Here is a 21,076-nt window from a genome sequence, read left to right as displayed (position 1 = left end):
CCATGAATATCGCCATGGTACTCGCCAATGCGGCGAAAGCGTTTGCGGATCGCCCGGCGGTCTGTCTCGGCAGCGCGACGATCCATAGCTATGCGCAGCTTCTGCAGCGCAGCGCGGCGCTCGGCCAGGCCTTGCGCAACAAGGGCTTTGCGCCGGGCTCGCGGGTCGGCGTCTTCCTGTCCAATCGCCCTGAATATTTCGAGATCCTGTTCGGCGCCTGGTTCGCTGGGCTGGCGGTGGCGCCGATCAATGCCAAGCTGCATCCGAAGGAACTGGCCTACATCCTCGACAATTGCGCCGCCTCGGTGCTGTTCACCGACATCGAGGGCGGACTGTCGCAGCCGGGCAACGTCGTCGATGTCGACGGCGAGGCGTATCGCGCGATGCTTGCGACGGTGCCATCCGATCTTCGGCCGGCACCGGCCGCGCCCGGCGACAATGCGTGGCTGTTCTACACCAGCGGCACCACAGGTTATCCAAAGGGCGCGATGCTGACCCATCGCAACCTTTACAACATGACGATGAGCTTCCTCGCCGATATCGGCCCGGTCGACGAAACCGACGCGTCGCTTTATCCGGCGCCGCTGTCGCACGGCGCCGGGCTGCTTGCGCTCGCGCACCTGGTACGCGGCGCCGCCAATGTCGTGCCGGAGAGCGGCGGCTTCGAGCCGGGCGAGATCGTCGATCTCATCAATCGCTATCCGGGGAGTTCGTTCTTCGCCGCGCCGACGATGGTGAACCGGCTGGTCACTTCGCCCTCGATGGCGGATCTGACGGTGGAGAATCTCGATCACATCTTCTACGGCGGCGCGCCGATGTATGTCGAAGATCTCAAGCGCGCGCTGGTCGCGCTCGGCCCGCGGCTGTGGCAGGCCTACGGCCAGGGCGAGTCGCCGTGCACCATCACCTACCTGCCGCCCCACATGCATCTCGACAATGGCGACGGCCGTCTCGACGACCGGCTGTCATCGGTCGGCATCCCCCGCACGGGCGTCGCGGTCCGCGTCGTCGATGCCGACGGCAACGACATGCCGCCCGGCGAGAACGGCGAGGTCATCGTGGCCGGCGACGTCGTGATGGCCGGTTACTGGAACAATCCGTCGGCGACGGCGCAGGCGCTGCGCGACGGCTGGCTGTGGACCGGCGATGTCGGCACGTTCGACGCGCACGGTTTTCTCTATCTGAAGGATCGCTCGAAAGACGTCATCATCTCCGGCGGCTCCAACATTTATCCGCGGGAAGTTGAGGAGGTGCTGCTGCGCCATCCCGCCGTGGCGGAGGTCAGCGTGATCGGTCGCCGCCATCCCGACTGGGGCGAGGAGGTCATCGCCTTCGTGGCGTCGTCGGCGCCGGTGACGGCCGCGGAACTGGATGCCTTCTGCATCGAACATATCGCCCGCTTCAAGCGGCCGAAGTCCTACCGGTTCCTGCCGAGCCTGCCGAAAAGCAACTACGGCAAGATACTCAAGACCGAAATCCGGAAAATCATCGAAAGCGAAACGGCCGCGTAATCGGCGAACACAAGGAGCGCACAATGACCGCGATCGTTGCAGGTGTCGGCATGATCCCGTTCGCAAAGCCGGGCGCATCAGCGCCCTATGACGCGATGGGCGAGGAGGCGGTCAAGCTGGCGCTTGCGGATGCCGGCCTCGGCTACGACGCCATCGAGCAGGCCTATGCCGGTTTCGTCTACGGCGACTCCACGGCCGGCCAGAAGGTGCTCTACCGGGTCGGCATGACCGGCATCCCGATCGTCAACGTCAACAACAACTGCTCCACCGGCTCGACCGCGCTCTATCTGGCGCGGCAGGCGGTCGAAAGCGGCGCGGCGGATTGCGTGCTGGCCGTCGGCTTCGAGCAGATGCGCCCGGGTGCGCTGGGGTCGATCTTCGAGGACCGGCCGTCGCCGTTCTCGGAATTCGACCGCGTCACCGATGAACTTGTCGGCCATGGCGAGATTCCGCTGGCGCTCCGTTATTTCGGCGGCGCCGGCAAGCAGCACATGGACAAGTACGGCACGCAGCTCTCGACGTTCGCGAAGATCCGCGCCAAGGCCAGCCGCCATGCCGCGCGCAACCCGCTGGCGCTGTTCCGGAAAGAAATGACCGAAGGCGATGTGATGCAGGCGCCGGTGATCTGGGAGGGCGTGATGACGCGCTCGATGGCGTGTCCGCCGACCTGCGGCGCCGCCGCCGCCGTGCTCGTCTCCGAGGCGTTCGCCAGGCGCCATAACCTGAACGACACAGTTCGCATCCGCGCGCAGGCCATGACGACGGACCGTCCCAGCACCTTCGAGACCCGCGACATGATGCGCGTCGTCGGCTTCGACCTGTCGAAGTCGGCGGCCGAAAAGGTCTACGAGAAGGCCGGCATCGCCCCCGACGATGTCGATGTCGTCGAACTGCATGATTGCTTCGCGCAGAACGAACTCATCACTTACGAGGCGCTTGGCCTCTGCGGCGAGGGCGAGGCCGAGAAGTTCGTTCTCGATGGCGACAATACCTATGGCGGACGTTTCGTCACCAACCCGTCCGGCGGCCTGCTGTCCAAGGGACACCCGCTCGGCGCGACCGGCCTCGCGCAGTGCTACGAACTTGTCCATCAGTTGCGCGGCACCGCCGAGGCCCGCCAGGTCGACGGTGCGCGGCTGGCGCTCCAGCACAACCTCGGCCTGGGCGGCGCGGCCGTCGTGACGCTCTACGAAAAGAACTGAACCAGAAGCGGGAGTAATTCACCGATGTCGCAGCGGCTCAAGGACAAGATCGCGTTCGTCATGGGAGCCGGCTGCGTCGGTGAAGGCTGGGGCAATGGCAAGGCCACGGCCGTCCTGTTCGCGCGCGAAGGCGCGACGGTGATCTGCGTCGACCGCGATCTAGCATCGGCGGAGCGCGCCGTCGCGATCATCACGGAAGAAGGCGGCAGGGCCGAGGCCCTGCGCGCCGACATCACGTCGGCCGCGGACATCGATGCGGCCGTCGGTGCAGCCATCAGCCGTCATGGCCGCATCGACATCCTGCAGAACAATGTCGGCATCGCCGAGCCCGGCGGTCCCGAGCATATCGACGAGGCGAGCTGGGACCGCGTCATGGCGGTGAACCTGAAGGGGTTCTTTCTCACCTGCCAGCGCGTCCTCCCGGAAATGGTCAAGCAGGGCGGCGGCGCGATCGTCAACGTGTCATCGGTCGCATCGATCACCACGATCAGCGTGCCGATGATTTCCTATTATTCCTCGAAGGCCGGCGTGAACCACTTCACCCGCGCCGTAGCGGTCGAATATGCGCCGAAGGGCATCCGCTGCAACGCGGTGTTGCCGGGCCTGATGAACACGCCGATGATCGTCGAGCCATACAAGCACGTTTACGATTCCCCGACGACATGATTGCCCGGCGCGATGCGATGGTGCCGATGGGCAAGATGGGCACCGCCTGGGACGTGGCGCATGCCTCGCTGTTCCTGGCGTCGGATGACGCGAAATACGTCTCCGGCGTGCTTCTTCCTGTCGATGGTGCGCTCACGTGCCGAACTGGCTAACGAGACTTTCTGGGAACGTGTCATGAGCGAAGAAAAAGAACTTGTTATCCGCGATGATCGGGGTGCGGTATCGTACATTTCCTTGAACCGTCCGCGTAGCGGCAACAGCCTTTCCTTGTCGACAATCGATGAATTGACCCGCCATCTGATGGACCTCCGGGGGCAGCCGTCGATCGCGGTGATCGTCCTGACTGGGATCGGCAAGAAGATCTTCTGCGCGGGGCATGATCTTACCGAATTTGACGGGGAGACGGATCCCGAATTCTTCAAGACGGTGTCGACGCGCTGTTCGGCTCTGATGCAGACGATGCGGGATCAACCGCAGGTCATCATTGCCAGCGTCGCAGGCGTGGCCTCGGCCGCCGGTTGCCAGTTGGTCGCCAGTGCCGATCTCGCGATCGCCTCCAGCGAGGCGCGGTTTGCGACACCGGGCGTGAACATTGGCTTGTGGTGCCTCACGCCCATGGTGGCGTTGTCGCGCGCCGTGATGCCGAAACACGCGATGCAGATGCTCACCACGGGGCGCCTCTACGACGCGGCGTTTGCGCTACGCATCGGGCTGATCAACGATGTGGTCACGCCCGAGCAACTCGAGCAAACGGTCGAGTCGCTGGCAGCGGAGATCGCCTCGAAATCGACCTACACGTTGGCGCTCGGCAAACAGGCGTTCTATCGCCAGCTGCAAATGCCCATCTCCGATGCCTACGAATATTCCGGCGAACTCGTGGTGAGGAACATGGCCCACGCTGATGCGCGCGAGGGCATTGCTGCCTTCGTACAAAAGCGCAAGCCGCTCTGGAAGGGACGAAAGTAACATTGCTCTTGCGCCTCCGTCCGGCGGATCGTTTTCGTGGGTTCCAGGCGTCTTTTGCGAGCAGCGTTTCGGCTCCGCTGGGGCGGCGGGGCGCGATCAGCGGCTCCGCAGAGCTCCCTCTACGAGATCGACAAGTTGCCGGGCGACCTGCTCGCCGGTGAGCGGTCCTTCAGTCGTGAACCATCGCGTCATCCAGTTGATCGACCCCATGAAGAAGAACACCGTCAGCTTGGGATCGACGGCACGCACCGTCCCGTCGGCAATACCTTCAGAGATCAATTTCCGGAAGCCGCGGTCAAACTTGTCGCGACGCTTGCCGATGATCGCCTTGTTCTGCGACTCCAGTGCGTCGTACTCGCCGAGCACCGCGAAAGAGCCCATCTCGCTGGTGATGGTTTTGACGTACTTGTCGATAAGCAGGAGAATTTTTTCAAGCCCGGTCTTGCCATGCTCTTCGCTGTACTTCATCGCCTCGTCGCCGAAGTCGAGCGACATCATGTGGCATTCGAAGAGAATTTCCTGCTTGTTCGTGACGTAGTAGTAAAGCGCGGCCTTGGTGACGTCCAAGGTCTTCGCCACATCCTCGAGCGAGGTGTTGTGATAGCCGCGAAGGCTGAATGCGCGGCCCGCCTCGCGAAGCAGCGCGCCCCGCTTCAGCAAGAATTGCTGTTCCCGGTCCAGGACGACGCTTTTCCAGGCGGAAGCGTGGCGGCCGCGCCTTGCTGTCGATGTCTTCTTCATGAAGCGTGCCGAGTATCCGGATTAGCGATTCTCAAGGCTCCATAGTCAAAACTATTGCCGTAAAGTCAATTCTTGGGCCCTCAGGCCGAGAGGCTGCGTGCGATGATTTGCTTCTGGATATCGCTGGTCCCCTCGTAGATTTTGCAGACGCGAACGTCGCGGTAGTAGCGCTCGACCGGAAAATCCTTTAGGTAGCCATAGCCGCCATGGATCTGTAGCGCGTCCGAGCAGACCTGCTCCGCCATCTCTGAAGCGACGAGCTTGGCGATGGCCGCCTCCTTGGCACACGAGGCTCCGGCTTCGAGAAGCCGCGCGGCGTGGATGTAATATTGCCGCGCGACGTCGACCTGCGCAGCCATCTCCGCGAGATGGAAGCTCACCGCCTGCAGTTCGACGATCGGCTTGCCATAGGCCTCGCGCTCGTTGGCGTAGCGGATCGCAGCGTCGAGCGCTGCCTGGGCAACGCCGACCGCCTGCGCGGCGATCGCAATCCGTCCGTCAGACAGGCCGCCCATGACAATCCGGTACCCACCGCCAACTTCGCCGAGCACGTTCTCCGCCGGCACGCGAAGATTGTCGAGCTGGATCTGGGCGACATGGGCCGTACGCTGGCCGAGCTTGTCCTCGACGCGCGCGACATTGTAGCCAGGTGAGGTAGGGTCGACGATGAACGTTGTGAAACCACGTTTGCCGGCCTGCGGATCGGTGCGAGCGAGCACGATCGTTGTACCAGCCTCGCTCCCGTTGGAAATGAACTGCTTGGTGCCGTTGAGAATGAAGTGATCGCCTTCGCGGCGCGCGGTGGCACGAAATGCGGCGGTATCCGATCCGGCCTGCGGCTCAGTGAGAAGAAACGCGCCGATCTTTTCGCCGCGCAGCATCGGCGGCAGATACTTCTGCTTCTGTTCCTCGCTGCCGCGCAAGGCGATGGTGAAGGCGGTGACGTTGTGGACGTGGAAAATGGTGCCGACACCCGCGTCGGCCGCAGCGATCTGCTCCAGCGCCAGACAATAGGCGACGAACCCCGCGTTCGAGCCGCCATATTGTTCCGGCGGCAGCATGCCCATGAAGCCAAGATTCGCGAGAGCCTTCAATTCGGCGTGCGGCCACGTCGCGGTGCGATCGCGTTCCGCTGCCGTGGGGGCGATCGCGTCGGTCGCAACCTTGCGCGCGACGTCCCGAACCATCGTTTGCTGGTCGGTTAGGAACGAAAAAGATTTGCTCTCGGCTCCTGCCATCCCGGATTCTCCTCCTGCCTGTCCTTATCGGAGATTGGCAGCGTTGCTGGAGCGACGCGGTTTCGCGAGCGCGCGAAACCGGTGACAGACGTTGCTCACGGAGAGCTGCAGATCTTCCGTATTCGACCACATATTAGGATATTCGACGTTATGGTCAATTCATGTTCGAGGCTTTGCCTTTTCGGTTTGGTGCCATTGCAGGTCGAAAGGTCGAGGGCCGCTTCGTCGAAAGGCGCGCCTGAATGCGCCCAATCACGAGCTTCCTCCAAAGCGGGAAGTGCCTGCTGCCTGCTGCAACCGGAATCCGTGCCTCTTGATGCGTTCGCGCCGGAGTGTTCGATCTGCCTTTTCGTCGTGGTGTGTTGCAGGCGCCCGAATGGGCTTGACCTAAATTGACTGTCGAGTTAAAAATAATGCTCATCGGTCATAAAAATCCGCAGAGGATGGGGCGATTTGAGGGTGGGGCGCTGTTCGGTCGAAATGCCGCATACCGTGGGGAGGATGAATGTCGCAGGACTGCGTTGTGAAGGGGGAGCGTGTTGAGCGCTGTTTCGCCTCTCTATTCAGCATCGCAGAGCCGTGCGGCGCAGAATGCCGCGCTTCTCGTCGCCGACGGTATCCGGATGGCTTTCGGTGGCGTCGTCGCGCTTGACAATGTGTCCATCGCGGTCGGGGTGGACGAGTTGCTCGCGGTGATCGGGCCGAACGGTGCCGGCAAGACCTCCCTGATGAATTGCCTCAGCGGCTTCTATCGGCCGCAGCAGGGCGAGGTACGATTCAATGGCTCGCTGCTGTCCGGCATGGGCGTCCACCATATCGTGAAGGCCGGCCTGGCCCGGACCTTCCAGGGGACGCATATCTTTTCGAACATGACCGTGATCGAAAACATCATGGTCGGCCGTCACATTCACATGAAGAGCTCGATTCCGTCGGCATTCTTTTACTTCGGGCCTTGCAGACGCGAGGAGATCCGGCACCGCGAGGTCGTCGAGGAAATCATCGAGCTGCTCGAAATCGAATCCATCCGCCATCAGCCGGTCGGCAGCCTCGGCTACGGCTTGCGCAAACGCGTCGATCTCGGTCGGGCACTGGCGCAGGAGCCGAGCATCCTGCTGATGGATGAGCCGATGGCCGGGATGAATACCGAGGAGAAGGAGGACCTCGCGCGATTCATTCTCGACGTTCGCGAGGCGCGACGGATCCCGGTGGTGCTCGTCGAGCACGACATGGGTGTCGTCATGGATCTAGCGGACCGGATCGTGGTGCTCGACTTTGGCCGCAAGATTGCAGAGGGGACTCCGCTGGAGGTTCAGAAAAATCCTGCGGTGCTCAAGGCGTATCTGGGCGAAGGAAATCGCTGATGCTGCCGATGCGTACCATTCCGCAACTGTTGCTCGAGCGCGCCAGCGCGGCGCCGGACCGGCTCGTTGAGCGGCACAAGTATCGCGGCATCTGGCGCGAATACACCTATGGTGATGTTCTCGAGAAGGTGCGTTCCTTCGCCCTTGGCCTTGACGCGATAGGTATTCGCCGCGGCGAGACCGTGGCCATTGTCGGCGAGAACGAGCCGGAGAACTTCTGGAGCGAGTTTGCGGCGTTCTCGATCGGATGCAAGATCGTCTCGCTTTATCCTGACATCACTGCGGACGAAATCGAATACCTCCTTAACGATAGCGATGCGGTCTGTCTGGTAGCGCAGGATCAGGAGCAGGTGGACAAGGGGTTCGCGATTCTCGATCGCGTTCGGCACCTTCGCCAGATGATCTACTGGGACGATACCGGGATGTGGTCCTATCGTCACGAGCGCCTGACGCCGTTCGAGAAGGTGGTTGAGGTCGGACGCGCACGCCACGCCGAGGATACCGATCTGTTCCGGCGCCTGGTTGAGACAGGCCGACCCGACGACGTGGCCGTGCTGTCTTATACGTCCGGCACCACCGGGCGGCCGAAGGGCGTGGTGCTGACCCACCGCTACCTCGTCGACAACGCGCATCGCGTCATCGCGGCGACCGGCATCAAGCCCGGCATGGAGTATCTCACCTATATCGCCCCGGCCTGGGCGACGGAGCAGTTCTTCGGCGTCACCATCGGCCTCCTGCTGCCGCTGGTGGTGAATTTCCCGGAATCGCCTGAGGAGGTTCTCAACAATATCCGCGAACTCGCAGTCGAGGTGATGGTATTCGCTCCCCGCCAGTGGGAGAGCCTCGCCGCCACCATCCAGGGCCGGATGCTCGATGCTGGCCGGACGCGCAGGGCGATCTATGCCTGGGGTGTCGATATCGGCCACAAGGTCCATGTCGCGCGTCTTGAAGGCAGGCCCGTCCCGCTCGGCGCGCGGCTTGCGCTGCCGCTTGCGGAGATGCTGGTATTGAAGCCGCTGCGAGACAAGCTCGGCCTCACGCGCATCAAGCTCGCATTGTGCGGCGGCTCCACGATGGCGCCGGATGTGTTTCGCCTGTTCCATGCCATCGGCGTGCCGTTACGCAATATCTATGGCGCCACCGAGATCGGACTCCTGACCCTGCATCAGGGGAATCGGTACAATCTCGAGACGGTCGGGCACTGGCTGAGCTCGCACCCCGAATCCGGTGCGGCGCTGGAATGGAAGGTGTCGGAGCAGGGTGAATTGCTCGTTCGTGGCGGCAGTGTCTTTCAAGGCTATCACAAGAAGCCCGACAGCGTCGCCCAGCGCGTTGAGGACGGATGGTATCGCACGGGCGATGCCGTGTCGGTCACCGACAGCGGCGAGCTCGTATTCCTCGAGCGCCTCGACGATCTTCGACAGCTTCGCTCCGGCGAACGGTTTCCGCCTCAGTTTATCGAGACCCGGCTGCGTTTCAGTCCGTTTATCAAGGACGTCATGATGCTTGGCGACGATACGCGCGACTATATCGGCGCGCTGATCAATATCGACATGAGCGTGGTGTCGCGGTGGGCGGAAGATCGCAACATCAGTTTCTCCACCTTCACCGATCTTTCGCAGAAGGCCGAAGTGGCCGAACTGGTGCGCGGCGAGATTGCGCGCGTTAACCTGTTCCTGCCCGAACATGCGCGGGTCCGTCGATTCGCCAACTTCCCCAAGGAGCTCGATCCGGATGAAGGCGAGCTGACCCGTACGCGCAAGCTGCGGCGCGAATTCCTCGCCGAACGCTATGCCGTGCTGATCGAGGCGATGTACGGCGGCCGGGATGATCAGAAACTCGACATCGCGGTAACGTATCAGGATGGGCGAAAGGGAACGCTGTCCGCTCACGTCACCATCCACGATGTCGTTAAAGGCGACAAGCGCGGAAACGCCGCTGCACCGTTGCGAGCCATCGCATGATCGATTTCGTCAATTATTTCATCAACGGCGCATTGGTCGGGCTCCTCTATGCCCTCATCGCCATGGGCTTCGTGGTCATCTATCGGGCATCGAAGGTCTTCAATTTCGCCCAGGGTGAACTCGTCGTGTTCGGCGGTTTCATCGTCTGGTGGATGGTCGCCTCGCTCGGATTGCCGCTCTCGATCGGTCTTCCGCTCGCATTCGTCGCGGCGGCACTGTTCGGACTCCTGGTCGAGCGCGTCTTCTTTTCCCGCCTTGCCGGTGAGTCGGTCTTCGCCATGGTCATGGTTACAATCGGGCTGCTCATCCTGATCCGCGGTTTGATCCTCGTGCTGTTCGGGCCGCAGGTGCGTTCGTTCCCAATCATATTCCCGCTTCAGCCGGTGATCATCGGGGAGATTCTGATCCCTCGCTCGCTTCTCATCGGCGGCGTGATAACGGTGATCGTCGGCTTCGGTCTGTCGTGGTTTTTCAACCGAACGCGGGCCGGGCTGCGCATGACGGCGGTCGCCGAGGATCACCAGGTGGCATTGTTGATGGGAATTTCGGTAAAGCGCTCTATCGCGTTCGCATGGATCCTCGGCGCTGTGCTGTCGACACTCGGCGCCGTCATCTTCCTCAGCGGAAAGTCGCTGAACTTTCTTGCCTCCGACATCGGCCTCGCAGCATTGCCGGTGGCGCTGCTGGCGGGTTTCGAGGCGATCGCCGGCGTCCTGCTGGCCGGCCTTATCGTCGGCATCATTCAGGGGCTCGTGACCGCCTATCTCGATCCGATCGTTGGGGGCGCGATCGGCACCGTATTCCCATTCATCATCATGCTGCTCATCCTCTTTATTCGGCCGACCGGGATGTTCGGCTGGAAGACCATCGAAAGGGTCTGACCGATGGATCCGGCAGGCGTATTCGCCACCAGTTTCGAACGCGATAAGGCCTTGATCCGCACCCGCGGGCAATGGATCGCGCTCATTGTGTTTCTCGTCGCGCTGGCCGTTTTGCCTCATGTTCTGGGACCGCGCCTCGTCGCGATCTCGACCAACATGCTGATCATGGCCGTGGTCGTGATCGGCCTGCAGATCAACATGGGATATGCGGGCCAGATCAATCTCGGCCAAGCCGCCTTCATGGGCGTCGGTGCCTACGCCACCGGTGCGCTGGCCATCAAGTTCAATCTGCCATTCTGGCTCAGCATTCCGCTCGGAGGCTGCGCCGCTGCAGTATTTGGCTTCATCTTTGGCTTGTCTGCGGTTCGCATCAAGGGCTTTTACCTGGCGCTCACCACCATCGCGGCGCAGACCCTGTTTCATTTCCTGATCCTCAATCTGCCGCAGTCGTGGTTCGGCGGATCGAACGGTCTGACGCTGGAACCGGCGCAAATCTTCGGCTTCAGCTTCGTCAGCGAGACGTCGATCTACTATCTCTGTCTGGGCGTGACGGCGCTGATGGTGTTCGGTGCCTACGGCATCGTGCGCAGCCGGCACGGACGCGCCTTCGTCGCAGTCTGCGACGACGACGTCGCGTCCGGCCTGATGGGGATCAATGTTGTGCGGACCAAGGCGATCGCCTTTCTGATCGGCGCGTTCTACGCGGGGATCGCCGGAGCGTTGTGGGCCTACTACGTGCGCTTTGTCGCCGTCGACCAGTTCACGCTGTTCCATTCGATCTGGTTCATCGCCATGGTCATTGTCGGAGGTCTCGGCTCGATCACCGGGGCGTTGATCGGCGTATTCGTCATCAAGGCGATCCAGGAGAGCTTCGTTACGCTTGGTCCCGGCATCGTTGCGCAATTTCCGTCGCTCGGCGGGGATGTGGTGTTTGCGCTGATGAACGTTTTTCTCGGCGGGATCATCGCAGCGTTCCTGATTTTCGAACCACGCGGGCTGATGCATCGCTGGAACATCCTGAAACGATCCTATCGCCTTTGGCCGTTTCCCTATTGAAGGCCGGGCGCCCGAACATTGAAAACACACATGGGAGAAAACTGAACAATGACTATCTTGAAGAACATCAAGATTGCCGGGGTGGCGGCTGCACTCGGCTTGCTGACAATCACGGCGTCGGCCCGTGCCGAGACCACCTACAACGTCGCGTCGCTGGCGGATTTCACCGGTCCCTATGCGGACGTGATGAAGGACTTGATCGGGGCGCGCCGGCCGGTCATCGACTGGTGGAATGCCGAAGTCGGCAAGAAGATCGGGATCAAGCTCGGCATCAAGGACTACGATCATCGCTATGACGCGGCGCAGGTGGCAAGCCTGTGGCCTGGTATCAAGGCCGAGCTCAATCCGATCATCGCGCTTGGGGTCGGTGGACCTGACGTGGCCGCGCTTCAGGGGCGGCTGCCAACCGACAAGATTCCGATGGTGATGTCGACAGCAGCGTATGGCTTTGCCTGGAAGCCCGATCCATGGATCTTCAATCAGCGTCCGACCTACAGCCACGAAGCCGCAGCCTTCTTCGAGTGGCTACGTCAGAAGCGCGGCGGCAGCGGGCCGCTGAAGGTCGCGATCATTTCGTCGGAAGCCTCGCCCGCCTATGTCGATCAGCACAAGGGCGTCCAGCGCTACGCGGCCGACAATCCCGGCAAGGTCGAGGTCGTTGAGGTCGTGTTCACGGAAGTACAGCCCACCGATCTCACTACCCAGGTCAACCGCGTGACCCGCAAGGGTGCCGAGGTAATCATGATCATGACGAACACGGCTGCCGTGGTCGCCACCAAGCGTGCGCTTCAGTCGCTCGGCAAGAATGTGCCGATTGTCGTGAGCTCGCACAACGGACTGGCGGAATCTGGTCGCGCGATCGGCGACATCAAGCAGATGGAGGGCGATTATGAGGTCTATGCGATGGCCGCGCCCACTGATGCAAAGACGCCGGGGCGTGAGTTTTTCGAAATGCTTCAGAGCAAGTACAACCTCAAGGCCAAATGGACGGTTTCGGCTGTCCAAGGTCTTGGTCAGGCGCTGATTGCGATGCGGGCCATCGAAGCTGCGGCCAAGAAGGTCGGTGCTGACAAGGTCACGGGCGAAGCTGTCCGCGAGGCGCTGATGTCGACGACGATCTCCGCGGATGAGACCTACAAGATTCTCGGCAACACCAAGTTCTCGAACGACGGGCCATTCCCGACGCAGGGGCTGGTCGCGAGTATCGTCACCATCAAGGACGGCAAGTACACGGAGGCTGCTGCCAACGTGCCGGTGCCGTCCATTAACAAGTGGTGAAGTAACGCCATCCGGCCGGGTCCCGCGGGCCCGGTCGGATCCCCTCGGGAGGCTTGCGTTTTGCTCGAGCTGAACAACGTTGAAGTCATCTACAGCGACGTCATTCTGGCGGTGAAGGGCATTTCGCTCGCCGTGCCGGATGGCAAATGCGTTGCGTTGCTCGGCGGCAATGGGGCCGGCAAGTCGACGACGCTGAAAGCGATTTCCGGCATCATACGCGTCGAGGACGGCCGGGTGACCTCCGGCAATATCGGTTTCGACGGCAAGAGAATCGACAAGTCGGATCCGACCGAAGTCGTTCGAAGCGGCATCATCCACGTGATGGAGGGCCGCCGCGTGTTGCGCCATCTGACCGTTGAGCAGAATCTGCTGGTCGGCGGCCACATGGAATCGTCGGGGCGTGAGGTACGCAAGCGCCTTGATCATGTCTACGATCGCATTCGCCGGCTTGCGGCGCTCAAGGATCGGATAACCGGCTATCTGTCCGGCGGCGAACAGCAAACGGTCGTGATCGGGCGCGCGATGATGGCCAATCCCAGGCTGATCATGATTGACGAGCCGTCGCTTGGCCTAGCGCCGTTGATGATCGACGAGGTGTTCGAGCTGCTGAAGGACCTCAAGGCAAGCGGGACCACGCTTCTGATCGTCGAACAGAACACGCGCGTCGCGTTGGATATCGCCGACTACGGCTACGTCATGGAGAATGGACGCATCGTCCTCGAAGGCGCCGCGGAAGAGCTGCGAAACAACGAGGACGTGCGGGAGTTCTACCTCGGGCTTGACCTTAAGGGCGAGCGCAAGAGCTACCGCGACATCAAGCATTATCGACGCCGCAAGCGGTGGCTCGGCTGAGGCGCTGCGTGCCGGTGCGGGGTCAGGCGTCCTTCCGGTCGACGACGAATGGAGCGTCGGCCGGCAGTTCGTCTGTTCCTACCACCTCGATACGGTCGGCCTTCAGACGAGACAGCGCGTTGAAGCGGGCCGGCGCCGCCGCCAGGACGGCGTCGCGGTCCGCATCCGGAAGCAGCGAAAGCCGCACCGTGATCTCTTCCCGCTGTTGCGGGCGGGTGACGATGGCCTGCGCGCGGCCGATTCCCGGAATGGCAATAGCGAGGTCTTCGAGCTGGCGCGGATAGATGAATATCTCGCGCGCCTTCACCGCCTGCCCGACGCGTCCCTGCAGCATGCCGATCCTGCGCACCGTGCCATCGGCGTTCATAGCCGTGGCGACGGCGACGTCGCCGGTACCGAACCGGATCAGCGGCCAGCCCGGCGTCAGCGTGGTAACCACGATCTCGCCGGGCTCGCCGTGCGGAAGCGGAGCCCCCGTCGTCGGGTCACAGATTTGCACGATGCGGTCCTGGTGAACCTCGTAGCCGCCGTCCTGCGCGCCATTTTCGAAGGCGATCACGCCGAAGTCCGCCGTCGCATAGACTGCGAAGGTGCGAACGCCGTACCTGGCTTCCAGGCGACGGCGCTTGCCGAGCCAGTCGCCGAGTTCGCCGCCGAGCAACGCAGTTCTGACCTTCCAGCCACCGGGCAGCGAATGACCCATCGCCTCGATGGCTTCCGCTAGCGTGATGAAGAAGGCGGTCGAGGCGCAGATGCAGGTCACGCCAAGGTCGGTCACCAGCTTCGCCTGCAACTCGCTGCCGCCGGTGCCAGCTGGAATCACCGTCGCGCCGACCGAGCGCAGGCCCTCGTCGAGCAGAAGGCCGGCAGGCACGAGATGATAGGACCAGGTGTTGAGCACGCGATCGCCGGGGCCGAGGCCGGCGGCGGCAAAGGCCGTGCCGAAGCCGCATCCGTCGCGGTCGTGCCTCAGTTGAGGTTCGTTGATGGGGCCGGGAGAGACGAAGATACGGACGATTTCTTCATCCTTTGCTGCAAGGAAACCCCCGAATGGCGGCCGCTGGCGTTGTAACTCGACCAGCGACTCCTTTTTGAATACGGGCAGCCGCGACAGGTCGTCCACGGTCTTGAGATCGGCTGGAGCGAGGCCTGCGCGATCGAACATCTCCCGAATGGCGGGTGCGAGCTGGTGGGCCGCACGCTGGATCTGTTGCAGGACCGTGAAGCGCGTCTCCTGGCTCATTACCGTCTCCTCTTGGCATTCCCGACTTGCTTTTCCTATTTGCCGGTGAAGCGTGGTTTGCGTTTTTCCTCGAATGCGGCAAGTCCCTCCTTCAGGTCGTTGCTGCGGGCGTGGACTTCGCTGGCGAGCAGTTCTTGTCGCAGTGCTATCGCACAAGGTTGCTCGAGGCCATCATCGACCAGCACCTTCATGCGCCGAAGCACGAGCGGGCTCTTGTTGACGAGCTTGGCGACCAGCGCCTCGGTCGCCGGGATCAGCATGTCGTCATCGACGACCTCGTTGACCAGTCCGGCGGCAACGAGCTGTTCGGCTGGCACGAACTCGCCGGTGTAGAGCAGATATTTTGCGCGGGTGGGGCCGATCTTACGCGGCAGCCGCACCGAGCTGCCGCCGCCGGGCAAGAGCCCAAAATTTGCATGGGCGTCGCCCAGCTTGGCCGAGCGCGCCGCGACGACGAGATCGCAGCACAGCATCAGTTCCAAGCCGCCAGCCAACGTCAATCCGTTCAGCGACGCGATCACCGGCATGGGAAACGTCTCGAGCCGGTTCATGACAAGGAGAACGGTATCGAGAAAGCGGCTCAGCGACGTTTCGTCGTTCCCGGCTTCGCCGCGTATGAATTTGAGGTCGGCGCCGGCGCAGAAGGCGCGCCCCGTTCCGGTCAGCACCACTGCGTGGATGTCCGACAGCTGAGCCTTGTCGAGCGCCGCGTTGATGCCCGAAACCACTGCGGGAGTAATGGCATTGAGTGCATCCGGCCGGTTCAGCGTGATCCACATCGCGCCGGCCCGAATTTCAGAGATAACCGATTCCACCGGACTTTCCTCGGAATTGACTTTTGAGTTAGTTGATTATTCGTAAGGTTATGTTACAGACTGTCGGGATTAATGCAAGTCAAGCCGCTGCCGGAAAGAGCGATCGAGATGAGTCTTCCCCTCGCTGGAATTCGGGTGATCAGTCTGGCTGAGCAGTATCCCGGGCCCTACGCAACCTTGTTACTAAGTGATCTTGGCGCCGACGTGATCCTGGTGGAACGTCCGGGCGCGGGAGATCCTGCACGGCAGTTTCCGGCCTTCCACGGCGCGCTCAATCGCGGCAAGCGCTCGGTGGCGCTGGATCTCAAGAGCGTTGAAGGCAAGCTGAACCTGCGCAGGCTGGTCGCTTCCGCCGACGTGCTGATGGAAGGATTTCGTCCGGGCACCATGGCGCGTCTCGGCTTCGGCCATGAGGCGATGGCGGAGCTCAACCCAAGGCTGGTCTATGTCTCGATCTCCGGCTTCGGGCAGGACGGGCCGTATCGCGATCGCCCCGCCCACGACATCTCCTATCAGGCACTTGCCGGGTTTCTCTTTCGTCACGCCGAGCAAGGCTCGGTGGAGGATCCGGGAAGCATCGCGATCGGCGACCTGTCCTCCGGCATGTTCGCTGCCGTCGGCACGTTGGCGGCGCTGTTCGAGCGCGCACGTACGGGAGAAGGAAAATATGTCGACGTCTCGATGACGGACGGCCTGGTGTCCTGGATGTCGGTGATGCTCGGTCCGGTGATGAACGGTGCGCCGCTCGCCGACATCGGCGCCGAGCCGGCCTATGGCGTCTTCAAGTGTGCCGATGGCCGTCTCCTCACGTTGTCGATTGCTCATGAAGACTGGTTCTGGCGGCCGCTGTGCGAGTTGCTCGGCATGCCTGATGCGGCCGGCTTCAATCGCAGCGAGCGGGTCGCGCGCGGCGATGCCTTGCGAGGCAAGGTCGCTGCCGTGCTGGCGACGCGCGATCGCACCGATTGGGCGCAGAAGCTGGATGCCGCCGGGATTCCATGGGGGCCGGTGAACTCGTTGAGCGAGGTGACCGCCGATCCGCATTTCCGGGCGCGCGGGCTGTTCCGCGAGGTGGCGGATGGGAACGGCGGGCGGAGCCACCATGTGGCGCAGCCGTTGATTTTTTCCGGCGAGCATCCCGGTCCGCGCTCCGGCGTGCCCGGCCTTGGCGAGCATACGGAGCAGGTGCTGCGTGCACTGCCGGAGCTCAAGGACTAGCAGGTAGAGACCAGAGAAGATTCCAATCCTCAAGGGAGGGCGCGATGAGCGACATCTATGTGGTCGGTGTTGGCATGACCCCGTTTGGGCGCATGCTCGATATCGATATGAAGACTCTGTCGCGCAGCGCGGTGGATGCCGCGCTCGGCGATGCGGGATTGCAGAAGTCTGACATCGAAGCGGCCTTCTTCGCCAACGCGTCGCAAGGCCATATGGAGCGCCAGCACATGATCCGCGGCGAGATCCTGCTACGCGAAATGGGAATCGGCGGCGTTCCCGTTGTCAATGTCGAGAACGCCTGTGCCAGCGGCAGCACGGCGTTCAACCTTGCCGTGACTTTCCTTAAGGCGGGTGAGGGGGACTTTGCGCTCGCGCTCGGCGCCGAGAAGATGTTCTCGACAGATCGCAAGCTGATGTTCGAGGCATTCGATAGTGCCTGGGACGTCAGCCGCGACGGCGAAATTCGCGACAGGCTGCTAGCGCTCGGCGAGGGTGTCGAGGTGCCGGAAGGCACGACCTCGGACAAGCCCTACAGCGTGTTCATGGATGTCTACGCCGCGTTCTCACGTCAGCACATGAAGCGCTTCGGCACCACGCAGCGCCAGCTTGCTGCGGTGGCGGCGAAGAACCATCGGCATTCCGTGGAAAATCCGCTGGCGCAGTTTCGTAATGCCTATTCGGTCGACGAAGTGCTGAATGCCCCGCCGATCACCTATCCGCTGACGCTTCCGATGTGCTCGCCGATATCGGACGGTGCGGCGGCTGCGATCCTCGCGACCGAGGCGGGCTTGAAGCGGCTTGGTCTCGACAAGTCGCGGGCCATCCGCGTGCTGGCATCGGTCATCCAGACCGGTAGCGATCGTGACCCGTCCGAAGTGGAGCGGCACTGTACCGCGCTCGCGGCGAAAAAGGCCTACAACAAGGCCGGTATCGGCCCGGACGACGTCGCTGTCGCCGAGGTGCATGACGCGACGGCCATGGGCGAGATCATCCAGATCGAGAACCTCGGATTCTGCGATTTCGGTGAAGGCGGCATCATTTCGGAGCGCGGTGACACCGCGCTCGGCGGACTTATACCGGTCAATCCGTCCGGCGGACTTGAATCCAAGGGACATCCCGTCGGCGCCACCGGCATCGGGCAGGTACATGAACTGGTGGCGCAACTGCGCGGCGAGGCGGGACCGCGGCAGGTCGAGGGGGCGCGCATCGCGCTCGCCGAAAACGGCGGCGGCCTTCAGGGCATCGAAGAGGCGGTAGCCTGCATCACCATCCTTGGCCGCTGATACAGAAGATCGAGCAAGAGGGGCTCTCATGCAGTTGAATGGAAAAGTTGCAATCGTGACCGGCGCGGCGTCGGGGCTCGGGCGGGCATCGTGCGTCACACTGGCGAAGGCGGGCGTGCGTGTCGCCGCCTTCGATCGTGACGAGTCGCGGCTCGCCGATCTTTGCCGGGAACTGGGGAGCGCGGCATTCGGGCGTGTTGTCGACGTTGCCGACGAGACCAGCGTTAGCTCCGCGATCGAGGCTGTGCTCGAAGCATTCCAGGCGGTTCATATCGCCGTCAATTGTGCGGGCGTCGCCGATGCGGCCAAGACCGTATCGAAGGGGCAGCCGTTTCCGCTGGCGACCTGGAACAAGGTCATCGGCATCAATCTCACCGGCACCTTCAACATCATCCGCTTTGCGGCGCTCGCTATGACCTGCAACCAACCGGAGGGCCCGAGCGGCGAACGTGGCGTCATCATCAACACCGCATCCGGCGCAGCCTCGCAAGGGCAGGTGGGCCAGGCGGCCTACAGCGCCAGCAAGGCCGGCGTGGTCGGCCTCACCTTGCCTGTCGCGCGTGACCTCGCTGAACATGGCATTCGCGTCGTCTCCATTGCACCGGGGTTGTTCGACACCGGGATGGTCGCCGGCATACCGCCGAAGGTTTCGCAGTCGATCGTCGACCGTATGATCCTTTATCCGAACAGGATGGGGCAACCCCACGAGTTCGCCAGTTTGGTCAAGCACATCGCCGAGAATGCCTATCTTAACGCCACAACTATCAGCATTGACGCAGGCGCGCGAATGCAGCCGCGCTAGATGATGCCGCTTCTGGCCCTCCGAAATTTCAACAGGGGTTCAATGACCGCCGCCGATTACTTTGGGCAGGATGTGCAGAATTCAAAGCCGCGATTTCGATAACGTAAGAGTTCGCAGTTTTATTCCGAGTGGTGCGCCATTAGTCAAGCGAAATCCAGAATTCGCAAAGGCTTGGCAGTCGCGTCTGGCTAACCGGACGAGTGGGTTAGCCATGCTTTTGTTCGCTCTTCGGTCTTGCGCATCCCTTTGCTACGATCTGGCAGGAAGCGATGACGGGGCGAACATGAACTTCAAAAACTCTACTGACCAAAGCTTGCTCGCCATGTGGCAGAGCATCCATCGGCAAGTGGCGGCCGACGAAGCCAATGGTGGCCGATACAGATTCGTGGGGCCGACCGTGCGTGCCTATGCGGCGCAGCTTGAATCCGAGCTTGAAGCCCGCAAGCTTCGGTACACGCTTATCAGGTGGCACTGAATGCGAAACCAATTGGTTGACGTGCCACGCGAGGTGCGGGAGCTTGTCCAAAAAACCATAGATCAAACTGAGAAGGCATTTTCCATTTTCTTTCAGCAAGCAAAATTGCCTGGTGACCTAGCCTTCAATTTCGCGCAACAGAACGTCGCTACGTCTTTGGAATATGCGCGCAAGCTTGCCGCCGCCCAGAATTTTCAAGAAGTCGTGTCACTTCAGGCCGAATATCTTAGGGCGCAGATCGAACACGCAAGCCAGTTCATGCGCGAGTTCTCGCCGAAGTCTTAGCGTCTTGGAAACATAGTGGGTTCGGTGCGCTCGACCATCTTCAAAATACTCTTGCAAGCGGGGCACTTGTACGAACGTACCTCGTAACGGTCTTGTACCGGTTCGCGACTGATGAACTCTCGCGGCTTATCGCAAGCCGTACAGCGCTGTTCTGAATGTTGATGCATCGGCAGGGCTTGGCAATGATCGAAGCAATGTCGATCATCTTAGCCGCCGCTGCTACCTATAAAACCACACAAAGATTGTATCACTCGATGTGAACCAACCCGAACCTTTGTCGCCCTTCGATCCGCGAAAGTGCAGCGATCACGTCGTCATTAGTCAGCGCGTCCATTAGTTTTTCGACTGTGGTGGTCGAGTTGCGCGGTCCTGGCACTAGGTAATCACTCAAGATACCGCGTGCCTCTAGGAATGCGTCAACAAGCTTTTGCACATCGGTACGGTTCGGCACGATGGACGGCGCCTGCTCCTCTTCAATGGGATATTCGACGGCGGCGCCTTCAGGATCGTTGCGATTCAGCCATTCTATCGCTGTGTCGTAAGAGGCGAACACCTTGACGGTTTCCGTAGCGACGCTGACATAGAGCCAAACTGACCCGGTCATTGCGGAGCTTCTTCGGGGCACCTGAATTCCATAACCCTAAAATGCTTGCGAATGTCGATGCGCGATAACGCTGCATCCACGTTGTCGCTATCGAGCAAATCGATCAGCCTATCAAGAGCTTCGACGGCGCCAAGAAGATCGAGCGGATTGATGTATCGGCTAAGCTCGACGCGTGCTTGTCGCACTGCATCCAAACAGATTCAACATCTGTCATCACGCAACACTCCTCATCGGCGGCCGATTCAATAAATCTCCCCGATACAAGTTCCTCGCCCGAAGGGGAAAATGTGGTAATTGACCTGCCCCTGAGTATTTCCTCCAGATGGAGTTAGAGTCCGGCCTGAAAAGGACGGACAGATGAAGCGAGCAAGGTTCACGGAAGAGCAGATTATCGCCGTGTTGAAGGAGCATGAGGCCGGGGCGAAGACGGCCGACCTGGCTCGCAAGCACGGGATTTCCGAGGCGACGATCTACAACTGGAAGGCCAAATTCGGCGGCATGGATGTCTCCGAGGCCAGGCGGTTGAAAGCGCTCGAGGAGGAGAACGCGAAGCTGAAGAAGCTGTTGGCCGAGCAGATGCTCGATGCGGCCGCGCTACGCGAGCTTCTTTCAAAAAAATGGTAGGGCCCGCCGCC

General features: G+C 61.7%; 19 protein-coding genes and 3 pseudogenes. 16 read left to right on the top strand and 6 right to left on the bottom strand.

Going from position 1 to position 21,076, the window contains the following annotated elements:
- Positions 1-2: 2 nt before the first annotated feature.
- The 4 genes and pseudogenes from K408_RS0136835 (at position 3) to K408_RS0136820 (ending at position 4,345) form a co-directional block, all read left to right on the top strand.
- The gene (locus K408_RS0136835) at positions 3-1,511 is read left to right on the top strand and encodes an AMP-binding protein (RefSeq protein ID WP_024343232.1); all 1,509 of its coding nucleotides are present in this window, start codon (positions 3-5) and stop codon (positions 1,509-1,511) included.
- A gap of 23 nt (positions 1,512-1,534) precedes the next feature.
- Positions 1,535-2,713, top strand: coding sequence for a lipid-transfer protein (locus K408_RS0136830; RefSeq protein WP_024343233.1), 1,179 nt, complete (start codon positions 1,535-1,537; stop codon positions 2,711-2,713).
- Positions 2,714-2,737: 24 nt separating this feature from the next.
- Positions 2,738-3,531 (top strand): annotated as a pseudogene (locus K408_RS40065) (SDR family NAD(P)-dependent oxidoreductase).
- On the top strand, positions 3,464-4,345 hold the full coding sequence (locus tag K408_RS0136820) for an enoyl-CoA hydratase (RefSeq protein ID WP_245269095.1): 882 nt from the start codon (positions 3,464-3,466) through the stop codon (positions 4,343-4,345). The pseudogene K408_RS40065 and the gene K408_RS0136820 overlap by 68 nt, the downstream one beginning before the upstream one ends.
- Positions 4,346-4,441: 96 nt before the next feature.
- Here K408_RS0136820 and K408_RS0136815 read toward each other — a convergent pair whose 3' ends face one another.
- A complete protein-coding gene (locus K408_RS0136815; protein ID WP_049820487.1) occupies positions 4,442-5,086 on the bottom strand; it encodes a TetR/AcrR family transcriptional regulator in 645 nt (214 codons plus the stop codon).
- An 80-nt stretch (positions 5,087-5,166) separates the two neighbouring features.
- Positions 5,167-6,324 (bottom strand): acyl-CoA dehydrogenase family protein, encoded by a 1,158-nt coding sequence (locus tag K408_RS0136810; RefSeq protein WP_024343236.1) that lies wholly within the window; start codon positions 6,322-6,324, stop codon positions 5,167-5,169.
- Between the two features lie 539 nt (positions 6,325-6,863).
- Here K408_RS0136810 and K408_RS40060 point away from each other — a divergent pair.
- From K408_RS40060 to K408_RS0136780, 6 genes are read left to right on the top strand one after another with little or no spacing between them, the layout of a single operon-like run.
- Positions 6,864-7,685, top strand: coding sequence for an ABC transporter ATP-binding protein (locus K408_RS40060; RefSeq protein ID WP_024343237.1), 822 nt, complete (start codon positions 6,864-6,866; stop codon positions 7,683-7,685).
- Positions 7,685-9,649, top strand: coding sequence for an AMP-dependent synthetase/ligase (locus K408_RS0136800; RefSeq protein WP_024343238.1), 1,965 nt, complete (start codon positions 7,685-7,687; stop codon positions 9,647-9,649). Before K408_RS40060 ends, K408_RS0136800 begins: the two co-directional genes overlap by 1 nt.
- The gene (locus K408_RS0136795; protein WP_024343239.1) at positions 9,646-10,530 is read left to right on the top strand and encodes a branched-chain amino acid ABC transporter permease; all 885 of its coding nucleotides are present in this window, start codon (positions 9,646-9,648) and stop codon (positions 10,528-10,530) included. Before K408_RS0136800 ends, K408_RS0136795 begins: the two co-directional genes overlap by 4 nt.
- Positions 10,531-10,533: 3 nt before the next feature.
- Entirely contained in the window at positions 10,534-11,586 is a 1,053-nt protein-coding gene (locus K408_RS0136790; RefSeq protein WP_024343240.1) for a branched-chain amino acid ABC transporter permease, read from the top strand.
- A 48-nt stretch (positions 11,587-11,634) separates the two neighbouring features.
- Complete coding sequence (locus tag K408_RS0136785) at positions 11,635-12,864, top strand: ABC transporter substrate-binding protein (RefSeq protein ID WP_024343241.1); 1,230 nt, start codon at positions 11,635-11,637, stop codon at positions 12,862-12,864.
- A gap of 60 nt (positions 12,865-12,924) precedes the next feature.
- A complete protein-coding gene (locus K408_RS0136780) occupies positions 12,925-13,716 on the top strand; it encodes an ABC transporter ATP-binding protein (RefSeq protein ID WP_024343242.1) in 792 nt (263 codons plus the stop codon).
- Between the two features lie 22 nt (positions 13,717-13,738).
- Here K408_RS0136780 and K408_RS0136775 read toward each other — a convergent pair whose 3' ends face one another.
- On the bottom strand, positions 13,739-14,959 hold the full coding sequence (locus K408_RS0136775; RefSeq protein ID WP_024343243.1) for a phenylacetate--CoA ligase family protein: 1,221 nt from the start codon (positions 14,957-14,959) through the stop codon (positions 13,739-13,741).
- Positions 14,960-14,994: 35 nt separating this feature from the next.
- Positions 14,995-15,774: an enoyl-CoA hydratase/isomerase family protein gene (locus K408_RS0136770; protein ID WP_024343244.1), complete on the bottom strand. Its 780-nt coding sequence runs from the start codon at positions 15,772-15,774 to the stop codon at positions 14,995-14,997.
- Positions 15,775-15,882: 108 nt separating this feature from the next.
- Between K408_RS0136770 and K408_RS40055 the strand changes: the two genes are divergently transcribed.
- The 3 genes from K408_RS40055 to K408_RS0136755 are packed head-to-tail and all read left to right on the top strand — an operon-like array spanning position 15,883 to position 19,077.
- On the top strand, positions 15,883-16,992 hold the full coding sequence (locus K408_RS40055) for a CaiB/BaiF CoA transferase family protein (protein WP_024343245.1): 1,110 nt from the start codon (positions 15,883-15,885) through the stop codon (positions 16,990-16,992).
- Between the two features lie 44 nt (positions 16,993-17,036).
- A complete protein-coding gene (locus K408_RS0136760) occupies positions 17,037-18,275 on the top strand; it encodes a thiolase family protein (RefSeq protein WP_024343246.1) in 1,239 nt (412 codons plus the stop codon).
- 28 nt (positions 18,276-18,303) lie between these two features.
- Positions 18,304-19,077 (top strand): SDR family NAD(P)-dependent oxidoreductase, encoded by a 774-nt coding sequence (locus K408_RS0136755; protein ID WP_024343247.1) that lies wholly within the window; start codon positions 18,304-18,306, stop codon positions 19,075-19,077.
- Positions 19,078-19,133: 56 nt separating this feature from the next.
- Here K408_RS0136755 and K408_RS44530 read toward each other — a convergent pair.
- Positions 19,134-19,184: pseudogene (locus K408_RS44530) on the bottom strand ((2Fe-2S)-binding protein); the annotation flags it as partial.
- Between the two features lie 176 nt (positions 19,185-19,360).
- Here K408_RS44530 and K408_RS0136750 point away from each other — a divergent pair.
- Positions 19,361-19,552, top strand: a complete 192-nt coding sequence (locus tag K408_RS0136750; RefSeq protein ID WP_024343248.1) for a hypothetical protein — start codon at positions 19,361-19,363, stop codon at positions 19,550-19,552.
- Entirely contained in the window at positions 19,553-19,837 is a 285-nt protein-coding gene (locus K408_RS0136745) for a phasin family protein (RefSeq protein ID WP_024343249.1), read from the top strand.
- Between the two features lie 247 nt (positions 19,838-20,084).
- Here K408_RS0136745 and K408_RS40050 read toward each other — a convergent pair whose 3' ends face one another.
- On the bottom strand, positions 20,085-20,441 hold the full coding sequence (locus K408_RS40050; RefSeq protein WP_024343250.1) for a hypothetical protein: 357 nt from the start codon (positions 20,439-20,441) through the stop codon (positions 20,085-20,087).
- Between the two features lie 357 nt (positions 20,442-20,798).
- Between K408_RS40050 and K408_RS0136735 the strand changes: the two are divergent.
- Positions 20,799-21,059, top strand: a pseudogene (locus tag K408_RS0136735) (transposase); the annotation flags it as partial.
- Between the last annotated feature and the right edge of the window lie 17 nt (positions 21,060-21,076).

Source organism: Bradyrhizobium sp. in8p8, from assembly GCF_000426845.1.
Lineage (GTDB): Bacteria > Pseudomonadota > Alphaproteobacteria > Rhizobiales > Xanthobacteraceae > Bradyrhizobium > Bradyrhizobium japonicum_C.
Note: the sequence above shows the minus strand (reverse complement) of the source record. Positions and strands in the feature narration are given on the sequence as shown.